8 protein-coding genes, 1 tRNA gene and 1 riboswitch are annotated in these 11,180 nt (G+C 47.1%); of the genes, 5 read left to right on the top strand and 4 right to left on the bottom strand.

Annotated elements, in window-relative coordinates; genetic code table 11:
• Nucleotides 1–2 precede the first annotated feature (2 nt).
• On the top strand, nucleotides 3–941 hold the full coding sequence (locus tag HGH92_RS05175; protein ID WP_168869684.1) for a hypothetical protein: 939 nt from the start codon (nucleotides 3–5) through the stop codon (nucleotides 939–941).
• Between the two features lie 852 nt (nucleotides 942–1,793).
• On the opposite strand, the gene HGH92_RS05170 is transcribed toward HGH92_RS05175, so the two are convergent.
• Complete coding sequence (locus HGH92_RS05170; protein ID WP_168869683.1) at nucleotides 1,794–4,169, bottom strand: TonB-dependent receptor; 2,376 nt, start codon at nucleotides 4,167–4,169, stop codon at nucleotides 1,794–1,796.
• 12 nt (nucleotides 4,170–4,181) lie between these two features.
• A riboswitch (TPP riboswitch) is annotated at nucleotides 4,182–4,277 on the bottom strand.
• A 201-nt stretch (nucleotides 4,278–4,478) separates the two neighbouring features.
• Between HGH92_RS05170 and HGH92_RS05165 the strand changes: the two genes are divergently transcribed.
• The 4 genes from HGH92_RS05165 to der all read left to right on the top strand — a co-directional run bounded on the left by HGH92_RS05165 (nucleotide 4,479) and on the right by der (nucleotide 7,401).
• The gene (locus tag HGH92_RS05165) at nucleotides 4,479–4,886 is read left to right on the top strand and encodes a single-stranded DNA-binding protein (protein ID WP_168869682.1); all 408 of its coding nucleotides are present in this window, start codon (nucleotides 4,479–4,481) and stop codon (nucleotides 4,884–4,886) included.
• A 109-nt stretch (nucleotides 4,887–4,995) separates the two neighbouring features.
• A tRNA-Met gene (locus HGH92_RS05160) sits at nucleotides 4,996–5,067 on the top strand.
• A gap of 114 nt (nucleotides 5,068–5,181) precedes the next feature.
• Complete coding sequence (gene era / locus HGH92_RS05155) at nucleotides 5,182–6,051, top strand: GTPase Era (protein WP_168869681.1); 870 nt, start codon at nucleotides 5,182–5,184, stop codon at nucleotides 6,049–6,051.
• A gap of 36 nt (nucleotides 6,052–6,087) precedes the next feature.
• Complete coding sequence (gene der / locus HGH92_RS05150) at nucleotides 6,088–7,401, top strand: ribosome biogenesis GTPase Der (protein ID WP_168869680.1); 1,314 nt, start codon at nucleotides 6,088–6,090, stop codon at nucleotides 7,399–7,401.
• Between the two features lie 44 nt (nucleotides 7,402–7,445).
• Here the strand turns inward: der and HGH92_RS05145 are convergent, their stop codons facing one another.
• Genes HGH92_RS05145 through topA form a run of 3 tightly spaced genes read right to left on the bottom strand, consistent with a single transcriptional unit; the run spans nucleotide 7,446 to nucleotide 11,069 of the window.
• Entirely contained in the window at nucleotides 7,446–7,775 is a 330-nt protein-coding gene (locus tag HGH92_RS05145; RefSeq protein ID WP_168869679.1) for a hypothetical protein, read from the bottom strand.
• Between the two features lie 37 nt (nucleotides 7,776–7,812).
• Nucleotides 7,813–8,685, bottom strand: a complete 873-nt coding sequence (locus HGH92_RS05140) for a transglutaminase-like domain-containing protein (protein WP_168869678.1) — start codon at nucleotides 8,683–8,685, stop codon at nucleotides 7,813–7,815.
• Nucleotides 8,686–8,714: 29 nt separating this feature from the next.
• The gene (gene topA / locus HGH92_RS05135; RefSeq protein ID WP_168869677.1) at nucleotides 8,715–11,069 is read right to left on the bottom strand and encodes a type I DNA topoisomerase; all 2,355 of its coding nucleotides are present in this window, start codon (nucleotides 11,067–11,069) and stop codon (nucleotides 8,715–8,717) included.
• Nucleotides 11,070–11,180: the final 111 nt, after the last annotated feature.

Here is an 11,180-nt window from a genome sequence, read left to right as displayed (position 1 = left end):
GTATGGCGAGAGTATTGATTCTTTTGATGTTTTTTGTTTTTAGATTCAATGTATTAAAGGCAGCAAATATTGTTCTTTCTGCATCTGCCAGCGGAAGGTTTATCGTTTTTGAGAATACTCGGAATCAAAAAAAGGTGTTGATGAATCTTTCCGAAAAGAAGATGTTACGCGAATTAGATAGTTTATCTACACCAATAAGCTGGATCAAAGACTCTATTTTGATTTGTAAAGAAGAAAAGAACAACCAGATACTTATTTGTTCTTATAGTTTACATGGAAAGAAATATGAAGTGCTTGACTCACTTTCGAAGGAAATATGGCAGTTGTTGGGACGCGCTGATTTTGTTAGTTATCCCCTAAACGTCGACTTGTGGAGCGACCTTTTTTTTATTTATGTACAAGAAAGTAAAATATATAAATATTCGTTTAAGGAGAAAATATCTGAATGTATATTCGATCTGAAATTATCCTCAGAAGAGATGATAGACAATATATCTGTAAATAACGATTGTAAGCAAATAGCAATAAGTCTTAAAAAAGACGGAGAAGGGAAACATGTGATCATTTACCCTATTAAACAGCAAATAAAGGTATTGAATGAATTTAAAACTAATGAGCTCTCCGGAAGCTTTTGCTATTTTTTAGATGCCAATAATATAGCTTCATTTACTGTGACTTCAGAGGATGGTGATTTAACGACTCGGATTGAGGTATTTAATATAAAAAAAAATGTCAAAAGGAAGGTAGCTACTATAGAACATTTAAGTCTGTTCTATCCATTAGCAATTCCGTTTCAGAATAAAATTGTTATTAATTCATTCTCTCCGATTCCTTTTAGTGTCGATTTGAAAAAAGATAGTCAGAGTTTTAGTCGATTTTTAAACAAATGGTTGACACTCTTTAACGCTATTACAATTCATTATTCCTTTACTGCTGGTTAAGAGAGATCAGGGGTGCTTCGATTTAATTATAGAGGCGCTAAGTGAGCTAGATTGTGATTCTGCCAATATAACTGTTGTGGGGAGTCCAGATTGATAAATCAGTTATTCCTACTTATATAATCGCAAATGCCAGCTTGTTCTGCAAGCTGGCATTTGCGTATTGATAAAGATTGGAGCTTTCAATCCTGAGAGCCTTAAAACTACTATTCGTCTTGATGGTGATCGGAAAGAGGTATATACGAGAGCAATACGATAATATAACTATAAAAATTATGAAAAAGATATTGGAAGCACTTATAATGCTATTATTGATCGCCACCGTGCTAATAGAAGTTTACTGTGCTAATTGTGCTATAATTTTAGCTGTTCTTTATTATGCTTTACTTGCATGTGTATTAAGTCTTTATAGAAATATAGTACTTAATAGAAATTACTTTGATAAAACTAAAGAACGACCAATTGTCATAATTTTTAAAATTGCATGCTTTTACATGGGATTAGGATGCGCATTTTTTCTAGGCCGTAATTGGTCTGATTATCCGCTATATTTATGTATACCTCGAATACTTTTTTGGATAGTGATTGCACTATTTCCAATACTATATTTTAGGAATGCAAGGAGGAATAGCTATGAAGATTCCACCGATATCTAGGTTGGGTTAGAGTTTTGGAAAACGTATTATTAGCCTTTTGAATGAGCAATGGTATGGATATCTCTATGCGTTGGGAGGGTTTCCATTATCAGGAGAATAGATGGAGGTATATAGGGGCTAAATAGACAATGCTTATTAATTGATAAAGGCCAGCTTGCTAGACAGGCTGGCCTTTTTTGTTTAGATAGAGATTTATTACTTAAAACCCTACATTCACCCCAACAAAGAAATTAAACCCTGCCATCGGATAATAATAATTGCTGTACACCACCTTGTTCTGCTGCAGGTCATAGCTGCTATAAGTACTACCATTCGGCTCATACTTCGCATCAAAGATATTATTAAGCAACAGCTGCACACCTAACTCACGGAACAACGGCTGCGGCACTACGTAATTGAAGCGCAGGTTGTTCACATAGTAGGGGTTCAGGCTGGCGATTTTGCTGGAAGTATTGTCCATATACTGACGGCTGACGTATTTACCGATCAGGTCAACGGTCAGTCCTTTCAGCGGACGGGCAGTCAGCGTATAGCCGCCAACGAAAGAAGGGGAGAAGGAGATATCTGTTTTATTGTAGGTTTGGGTATGGGCAACACTGTTGTCGTCGTAGGCAACGGCGTTGTAGTCCAGCACTTTGTTCTGGCTGAAGGCGGCGTTGGCGCCGACAGTGAAGATCTCGCTTAGTTTCACGTTGCCACTCACTTCCACGCCTGCACGATAACTCTTCGGGATATTAGTGCGGACGTAGGCGCCTACATCGGTGAGCATGCCGGTTTGTACCAATTGGTTTTTGTAGTTCATGTAGTACACGTTGGCCTGCAGGGAAGCGATGTTGTTGCTCCAGGAGTAACCGGCTTCTACGTCGCGGAGTATTTCCGGTTTGGGCTGGGCTACGCCGTAGTTGGATTCGAAGTCCACGCGGTTAGGCTCTTTGTGCGCGATGGCGATAGACGCGAACACACGGCTGAGCGGCGTGAGGTAATAAGATATACCGGCTTTGGGATTGAAGAAGTTGTAGTTCACGTGCGGCATATAGGTGGGAGCAGCTTCGAAGCCGTCCATGTTGTACGCGATGTTGCGGTATTGCAGTTCGGCGAAGGCGCGCAGTGCTTCGGTGATTTTATATTCTCCTTTCCAGTAGATATTGAAATCGTTTTTATCGGCGGGGTAACGGTAGTATTCATGGTCTTTGTCGATGCCGGCTTTGGCCCATATCACTTTACCGTAGTGGTCGCCGGTGTAGCGGTTCCAGCCGCCGCCCAGGCTCCAGTTGAATTTGTTGCCGGTACGGTTTACGGAGAATACGCTGCCGTAGAAGTAGTTGTCGAGCCATAGTTGTTGCACGAGGTCGGTGGTATCTATGGTAACGCCGTTGTGTTGGTATGGAGGCAGACCATAATCCGCGAGGGCTTTATTGGCTTTGTAGTTTTCGTAGTAGCCACGGCCGCGGGTGAGGTGGAGGGCTACGTTGAAATTAAGGCTGGAATTAATTTCCTGGTTCAGGAACAGCTGGTAGTGGTCCTGTTGGTAGTTATCTGTTTCGTTGTCATAGGGTGTGCCTGGTTTTTCGGTGCCGGCGGAGTTGTAGGTACGGTTTGTTTTGAGCAGTGCTTCCGGCACGCCGTTCCACGCCTGGTAGGTTTTTTCTTTACCGGAAAAAACGTTGAGGCGGATGGCTGTTTTCCGCGAAATGTAGGCCGCGGAGGTGTAGAACGAGCGGAGATCGGAGGTGGCGCGGTCTATATATCCGTCGGAGGAGATTTTAGAGAGGCGCGCGTCGATGGTGAAGTGGTCGTTGATGAGGCCGGAACCGGCTTTGACGGTGTTTTTCCAGCTGTTGAACGAACCGTAGCTGCTGCTGATTTCGCCATAGGCTTTCTCGCGGTATTCGTTGGTACTGAGGTTGAGCGTGGCTCCGAAGGCGGCGGCGCCGTTGGTGGACGTGCCTACGCCGCGTTGCAGTTCGATGCTGCTGACAGAAGAGGCGAAGTCGGGCATGTTCACAAAGAAGGTGCCTTGCGATTCCGCGTCGTTGATGGGGATACCGTTGACGGTCACGTTGATGCGGGTGATATCAGAGCCGCGTACGCGCATGCCCGTATAGCCGATACCGGTGCCTGCGTCAGAATTGGTGACTACGCCGGGCTGCTGGTCCAGCAGCTGTGGCAGGTCCTGGCCGAGGTTGCCTTTTTTGATATCGGCGGCAGTGAGCGTGCTGTTGACGAACGGCGCGTTTTTACCGGCACGGAGACTGCTGATCTCTACCGGTTTCACCAGCAGACCGGTTTCTTCGAGAACGATGTCTGCCACCTGTGTATTATTGGCGGATTGTATTGTTGTGGTGTATGATTTGTAGCCGATATAGCTGGCTTGTAGTATATAACTTCCTTTTTTAGGGAGATGGACAGAGAAGTGTCCCTGCCGGTCTGTTAAGGCGCCGGTTTGATTCACAGATATGGTAACGCCTTCCAGTGGCCTACCGTTGGTTTTGCTGGTAACGGTACCAGTAACCAGGGATTGTGCATGTAAAGTGCCTGCCATAGACAGCAGCACCAGCAACATCAGCTGTTTCATTTCTAGTATGTCTGTTTTCGTTTTTTTAAATTCCTAACCAGCATTACCTGGTCCAGGTTCTGTGGGTGTGATCTCAGCCTGAAAAGTAAGGCACCCCATAAATCGCGGCGGAACGGTTGATCTCCTTGCGAAGCCACAAAGGTAGCACAAAAAAACATCTTTTGCGGTTTTGCTTTTCTGCCGGGGCTTTTACGTGAAGGAAAAATACTTTGCGCTCTTCTCCTGTGTGAAACAAAAAATTGCTTAATTTCCTGTTACACTTCTCTCAATCATCTTGTATTTAATTTTTAACCATTAAATCTTTATGAGATGATGAAACTTCAGTTTATCGGCTATCTGGGCCGGGATGTTGTCAGGAAAGAAGTGAACGGCAACGTGGTGCTCAATTTTCCGGTGGCCGTTAACGAGCGTTTCCGGAACCGTGACGGGGTACTGGAAGAACGGACCACCTGGGTGGACTGCTCCCTGTGGGGACGGGAAACCATGGCCGCGCACCTGCACCAGGGAACGCTGGTGTACGTGGAAGGCGGCCCCAGGGTGGAAGGGTATATTTCCCGCACCGATCAGCCTGCCGCGGCCTTAAGGCTCCGGGTGTACCACCTGCAACTGCTCAGCCGTAAGGATGACGACAGACGCCGTCCCGCTCCTGTAGAGGTCCCGGCCGTTCCGGAACAGGAACTGGTGGAAGAACAACCCGCCGATGATCTGCCCTTCTAAAAAAGACATGCATTCCAATATGAAAGCCAACCGGTTATGGTTGGCTTTTTCATTTTCTTTGAAAAAAGTTTTGGTGCGAATGAAATTAATACTATCTTTGCACCCTCATTGCGAGGTAGAGCAGAGGTAGCTCGTCGGGCTCATAACCCGAAGGTCAGTGGTTCGAATCCGCTCCTCGCTACAAAAGAGCGCATCAGCGCTGGTAAAGAGACCAGAAAGAGCCGAAGAAATTCGGCTTTTTTTATTTCCGTAAGTTTGAGTAGAGAAAAAGCAGCACAGCCTTTATTAGATAGTCATGCACAAAGCAGGTTTTGTAAACATATTCGGTAAGCCCAATGCGGGGAAAAGTACCTTGCTCAACGCCATCATCGGCGAAAAGCTCGCTATTATATCACCCAAAGTGCAAACCACCAGGCACCGTATCACCGGTGTCATCACCGAACCCGGTTACCAGATCGTATTCTCGGACACCCCGGGTATCATCGACCCGAAATACAAACTGCACGAGAAAATGATGGGTGCGGTAAAATCCGCACTGGAAGATGCAGACGTCGCCCTGCTGATCATGGACGCGAAAGACTCGCTGGAAGAGAACCTCGAACTGTTCGATTCCCTGCGCCTCAAAGTGCCGGCCATCCTCATCCTCAACAAAATGGACAACCTCTCCAAAGAGGATATGGACACGCTGATGGAGAAAGCGAAAGCATGGGGCAAAGCAAAAGTAGTGGTGCCTATCTCCGCCAGACAGAAAAAAGGTATCAAGGAACTGATGCAGGAAATCGTAGCGCTGCTGCCAGAAGGCAACGCGTTCTATCCGGACGACACCCTAACGGACAAGTCTACACGTTTCCTCGTGGCGGAAATGATCCGGGAGAAAATCTTCCAGCTGTTTGAAGAAGAAATCCCTTATCATACCACGGTGATCGTTACACAGTACCAGGAAAAAGAAACACTGACAAAAATAGCAGCAGAGATCATCGTTACCCGCGAAACACAGAAAGGCATCATCCTCGGCGAGAAAGGCAAATCCATCCGTGAGCTGGGAACACTGGCCAGACAAGACATCGAGAAATTCATCGAACGCAAGGTATTCCTCGAACTGCATGTGAAAGTACGTGGCAAATGGCGGGACAATGACCTGTACCTGAAAGAATATGGGTACTAGTCAGTAATTTTAAAAAGTAGTAATCATAATAATACAATGGCTGGATTTACAGTAGCTATAGTGGGCCGCCCCAACGTGGGCAAATCAACGTTGTTCAACCGTTTGCTGGAACAGCGCCGCGCTATCGTGGACGATCAGAGCGGTGTTACCCGCGATCGTCAGTATGGTATCGCTGACTGGAACGGCAAATCGTTCAACGTGATCGATACCGGTGGGTTTGTGACCAATAGCGATGACGTTTTTGAGCGGGAAATCCGCAAACAGGCGAAAGTGGCCATGGATGAGGCTAACGTGCTCATCTTCATGACGGACGTAACGACGGGTATCACCGACCTCGATACGGACGTGGCCAACCTGCTGCGCCGTACTTCCAAACCGGTATACCTGGTGGTCAATAAAGTAGATAACGCCCAGCGCCAGCTGGAAGCCAACGAGTTCTACAGCCTCGGCTTCGAAAGAACTTACTTCCTCTCTTCCATGAGCGGCAGCGGCACCGGTGAACTGCTGGACGATGTGGTGTCCCATATCACTGATGATATGGATGACCCGAACCTGGAAGCTGATGTGCCGAAAATCGCCATCATCGGCCAGCCGAACGTGGGCAAATCATCCCTGCTCAATGCACTGGTAGGGGCAGACCGTAACATCGTTTCCGATATCGCCGGTACTACCCGCGATACCATTCATACCCGGTACAATATGTACCAGAAAGACTTTATCCTGATCGATACGGCCGGTATCCGCCGCAAACAGAAGGTGAATGAAGATCTGGAGTTCTACTCCGTGATCCGCGCCATCAAAGCGGTAGATGAGGCAGACGTGGTAATGTTGCTGCTGGATGCTGAAAAAGGCATCACCGCACAGGACCTCAGCATCTTCAGCCTCGCTGCCCGTAAAGGTAAAGGTGTAGTGGTGCTGGTCAACAAGTGGGACCTGGTGGAAAAAAGCACCAACACGGCACGTGATTATGAAAAGGAACTGAAGAACCGCCTGGCGCCATTCTCCGATGTGCCTATCATCTTCACTTCCGTGGTGGAAAAGCAGCGTATCTTCAAAGCGATCGAAACGGCGCTGGAAGTATATGAGAACCGCCTGCGCAGAGTACAGACCGCCCGTCTCAACGAGGTGATGCTGAAAGCAATTGAAGCGTACCATCCACCGGTAGTAAGAGGGGTGCCCATCCGTATTAAATACGTAACGCAACTGCCTACGCACACACCTGCGTTTGCCTTCTTCTGTAACCTGCCCGATGATGTGAAGACGCCGTACAGGAACTATCTGGAAAACCAGCTCCGTACCAACTTCAACTTTAGCGGTGTGCCAGTGAAGATCTTTTTCCGGAAAAAATAGCCGTAAAAAAAGGAAATGAATTGATTTTGTATTCTGAAATTATTCTATACCTTTGCCGCGGTTTTAAAAAAATAAAACAAACTGAAAATGAAAAAAGTATTTGTATTTGCAATCGCAGCTGGTATGTTCTTCGTAGCTTGTAACGGTGGTAGCACTCCTGCTGCTGACTCTACTGCTACTACTGTAGACACAATGAACGCTGCTCCTGTAGCTCCTGCTGTAACTGATTCTGCTGCTGCTGCTGTAGCTCCTGCTGCTGACTCTGCTGCTAAAGCTCCGGTTGCTGATTCTGCTGCTGCTGCAACTCCTGCTAAGTAAGCGAATATTATTGCTAATAATATCAATTCTTGCAAGAATAAAAAAGCCGATCGCATGCGATCGGCTTTTTTATTTGGTTATGATCATACGTTTTTATTCTTCAAGCAGAGACGCCAGGTTGCTTAATTCATCCTGACGGTAGGCATCTTTATCGTCCCGGAAACATTTCGCCAATTCTTCCAGCAGGAACTGGATAATGCGTTTGTTGGACTGTGGTTTGAAATAAGATGGCACAGATGGTACGGAAACCCTTTTCAGATAAGTATCTACGTCCTGTTGGGTATAGATCTGGCCCTGAATGGGATCGATGAAGAACAGGATGCGCTGGTCGTTCGGTTCTACGGGTTCATCAAAATCGATGAACGTATCAAAATACGCCAGTATGAACTGCCGGGGGATATTGACCGCATATACCGGCAGGTCCAGCATAGCACACAGGCTTTGATAGATAATGCCGTTGGTAAGAGGATTGCCTTTTTTGGATTCTATCACCTGGTTGATGAAAAACTGGTTTTTCCGCTGATAGGACACTTCTTCCCCTTTGAGTCCGAAGTAATTATAGATCATGCTGTTGAGCACATTGATCTTCTCCAGTGGTGTCAGGTAGTTATTCAGCTCCAGCCAAATATTGCGTTTGATGCGTTCTATTTCGTTGAGCACCTGTGAAGGCACCAGGTCGGGGAACTGGTAGCGGGCCACCAGGATGGCGCCCTGCATCAGGTCCTGCAGTTCCGACAAGCTCCATGCACGCAAGGCCGCCTGCAGGTCCTGGTAATGGACCCGGTGGATCAGCAGTTCTATCCTTTCCTGTATGGACTCGTCCACGGTATTCTCCCATAAATTCTCCAGGTTGGGAATGATATCCTTGCCGTACAGCAGAATTTTGCTGGCAACGGTGTCGAATACTTCCTGGTCCGGATCATCCAACAGGTGGAACAATGCATTTATTTCCTTGTTTTCGTGCATACGCAATGGTAATATGCCCGGGTTACGGGTTATTCAGCTTTCTTCTTCCGCGGCGGCGCTTTTTTCTTGGGCGGATTGGCTTTGGCATCTTCGATGATGGCTTTGGCTTCTTCCACGGTCAGGTCCGCAGCGGTGTCAATTTTCTCTTTCGGTATCTTGTAGTTCTTCAGGCCCTGTTTGATATAGGGGCCATAAGGACCTTTCAGTATCTGGATTTTTTCCTTCTCAAATATTTTGATGGTCCGTTCGTCTTTGGCAGCTCTTTTTTCCACGATGAGGGGAGCTACTTCGTCCAGTTCCACGGTGTACGGGTCCATTTCCTTTTTGAGGGAGTAGAACTTCTTGTCGTGCTGTGCGTACGGACCGAAGCGGCCGATGTTGATGATCACGTCTGAATCTTCAAACTGTCCGAGGTTGCGGGGCAGCCGGAACAGTTCCATGGCTTCTTCCAGGGAAATGGTTTCGATGCTCTGGGTGGCTTTCAGTTTGGCGAAGCGGGGTTTTTCCTCGTCTTCCACCTTACCGATCTGGATCATCGGGCCATAGCGTCCCATGCGGGCCACAATGGGCTTGCCGGTAGATTCTTCTACGCCCAGCTGGCGTTCTCCTTTTACGCGTTCAGCGTTTTCCAGCGTGTTTTCCACATCTTTATGGAAAGGGCTGTAAAACTCTTTCAGCATTTTGTTCCACACCTTTTTGCCGTTGGCGATTTCGTCGAACTCTTCTTCAATTTTAGCGGTGAAACCGTAGTCCATCACGGAATTGAAGTACTGGTTGAGGAAATCGGTCACGATCATGCCGAGGTCTGTCGGGAACAGTTTGGATTTTTCGGCGCCGGTGTTTTCGCTTTCTGTCTGCTGGCTGATTTTGTCAGCTTTGAGCACCAGAATGCGGAATTCTCTTTTAATGCCTTCCTTGTCCCTTTTTTCCACATATCCTCTTTTCTGGATGGTGGTAATGGTAGGGGCGTAGGTAGACGGGCGGCCGATGCCCAGTTCTTCCAGTTTTTTTACGAGGCTGGCCTCCGTATAGCGGGGCGCAGGGCGGGAGAATCTTTCGGTGGCCTTCATTTCCCTGAGGTCCAGCGTTTGTTTCACGGCCAGTGGCGGCAGTGACCCTTCCTGTGCTTCGTCTTCGTTGATATCTTCATCATCGTGGCTTTCCATGTATACTTTCAGGAAGCCGTCAAATTTCAATACTTCACCGCTGGCGGTCAGTTCTTCCTTGTTGGTGGAGATATTGATTTTAGCGATGGTTTTTTCCAGTTCAGCGTCAGCCATCTGGCTGGCGATGGTCCGTTTCCAGATCAGTTCGTACAGTTTGCGGGTATCGCTGTCGTCTACGGTGGGGTTTTCCATGTAGGTGGGGCGGATCGCTTCGTGCGCTTCCTGGGCGGATTCGTTTTTGTTTTTGAATTTGCGGAACTGGTGATAGCGGTCGCCAAAGCTGGTTTTGATCGCTTTTTCAATTTCCGCTACCGCTGTATCAGAGAGATTCACGGAGTCAGTACGCATGTAGGTAATAAAACCGCTTTCATACAGCTTCTGGGCCAGCAGCATGGTTTTAGACACGCTGTACCCCAGTTTGCGGCTGGCTTCCTGTTGCAGGGTGGAAGTGGTGAAAGGAGCGGCAGGTGATTTTTTGCCGGGTTTTACCTGTATATCTTTAACGGAATAGACAGCAGCCACACATTCTTTGAGGAATTTCTCCGCATCTTCCGCTGTTTTAAATTTATTAGGGCCTTCGGCCTTAAAGGAGATGTTTTTACCGTTGATGTCTTTGCCGGTGAACCATGCCTCTACCTTAAAGGTGCTAACGGCGGTAAAACCGTTGATTTCACGTTCTCTTTCCACGATGAGGCGTACCGCTACAGACTGCACACGACCGGCAGAAAGGGAGTTACGCATGCTCATTTTACGCCATAACACGGGAGAAAGCTCAAAACCCACGATCCTGTCCAGGATACGGCGGGCCTGCTGCGCGTTTACGCGGTCCATGTCCAGCTTGCGCGGGTGCTGTACGGCGTTTTCGATGGCCGGTTTGGTGATTTCGTGGAATACGATACGTTTGGTTTCTTTCGGATCGAGGCCCAGTACCTCGCACAAATGCCATGAAATGGCTTCCCCTTCACGGTCCTCATCCGTTGCCAGCCAAACCTCATCGGTTTCCTTTGCCAGCTTCTTGAGGTCTTTTACCACCTTTTCTTTATCTTCCGGTATTACATATTTAGGCCTGAAGTTATTTTCGATGTCTATCCCCATGTCGTCCTTCTCCAGGTCACGGATGTGCCCGAAGCAGGATTTGACTTCAAAGTCCTTGCCCAGAATTTTTTCAATGGTCTTGGCCTTTGCCGGGGACTCTACTATAACTAAATTTTTTGCCATGTATGCTTCTTTAATATGCTGCTAAATACGTAAAAAATCGTAAAATAAATACTAATAGGGTTTGCAATTATATAAAAGTACCTTCAAATTAAAAAATAAGGCCCCTTGGTA

This window comes from Chitinophaga varians, from assembly GCF_012641275.1.
Lineage (GTDB): Bacteria > Bacteroidota > Bacteroidia > Chitinophagales > Chitinophagaceae > Chitinophaga > Chitinophaga varians_A.
This window is presented reverse-complemented; position numbering and strand designations above follow the sequence as displayed.

Excerpts from the sequence above, each read along its gene's own strand:
- topA (WP_168869677.1), bottom strand. The coding sequence starts at position 11,069 with ATGGCAAAAAATTTAGTTATAGTAGAGTCCCCGGCAAAGGCCAAGACC.
- HGH92_RS05165 (WP_168869682.1), top strand. The coding sequence starts at position 4,479 with ATGATGAAACTTCAGTTTATCGGCTATCTGGGCCGGGATGTTGTCAGG.
- HGH92_RS05145 (WP_168869679.1), bottom strand. The coding sequence starts at position 7,775 with ATGCGATCGGCTTTTTTATTCTTGCAAGAATTGATATTATTAGCAATA.
- HGH92_RS05175 (WP_168869684.1), top strand. The coding sequence starts at position 3 with ATGGCGAGAGTATTGATTCTTTTGATGTTTTTTGTTTTTAGATTCAAT.
- HGH92_RS05170 (WP_168869683.1), bottom strand. The coding sequence starts at position 4,169 with ATGAAACAGCTGATGTTGCTGGTGCTGCTGTCTATGGCAGGCACTTTA.
- der (WP_168869680.1), top strand. The coding sequence starts at position 6,088 with ATGGCTGGATTTACAGTAGCTATAGTGGGCCGCCCCAACGTGGGCAAA.
- HGH92_RS05140 (WP_168869678.1), bottom strand. The coding sequence starts at position 8,685 with ATGCACGAAAACAAGGAAATAAATGCATTGTTCCACCTGTTGGATGAT.
- era (WP_168869681.1), top strand. The coding sequence starts at position 5,182 with ATGCACAAAGCAGGTTTTGTAAACATATTCGGTAAGCCCAATGCGGGG.